General features: G+C 38.2%; 1 protein-coding gene. It reads right to left on the bottom strand.

Features of this window, described 5'->3' with window-relative positions; genetic code table 11:
• Nucleotides 1-100: 100 nt before the first annotated feature.
• The coding region (locus Ga0451573_RS19060) for a hypothetical protein (protein ID WP_231685777.1) at nt 101-319 on the bottom strand (219 nt) is incomplete at its 5' end.

Genomic DNA, 319 nt, shown 5'->3' with positions numbered 1-319 from the left:
AAACGCGGGAACTTCGCGTTTTCAATAATATTCCTTATTCGAGAGCTTGATATGTTATTTTAACTGTAAAAGTCAGGTTATAGCACAAAACCCTTGGTGCTTAAACATGTAGAATTACCATTTCGCCTGTAGTCATTTCATACAGCGCATCATTTTTACACATTTTAACAAGGAAAAAATTGTCATGTGTCGAATTAATATCTTCATGAAGGATTCGCTTACCTGTATTTATATGGTCAAACTGAAGACCGGCGGTTATCATGCATTTATGACCCATGACCCCAGGGTTGATGCGGTGTTTATGTTTCCTGGGCAGGAC

Origin of the sequence: Phosphitispora fastidiosa, assembly GCF_019008365.1 — a bacterium.
Lineage (GTDB): Bacteria > Bacillota > Thermincolia > Thermincolales > UBA2595 > Phosphitispora > Phosphitispora fastidiosa.
The sequence above is the reverse complement of the archived record's forward strand: the minus strand, read 5'-3'. Positions and strand labels throughout refer to the sequence as shown.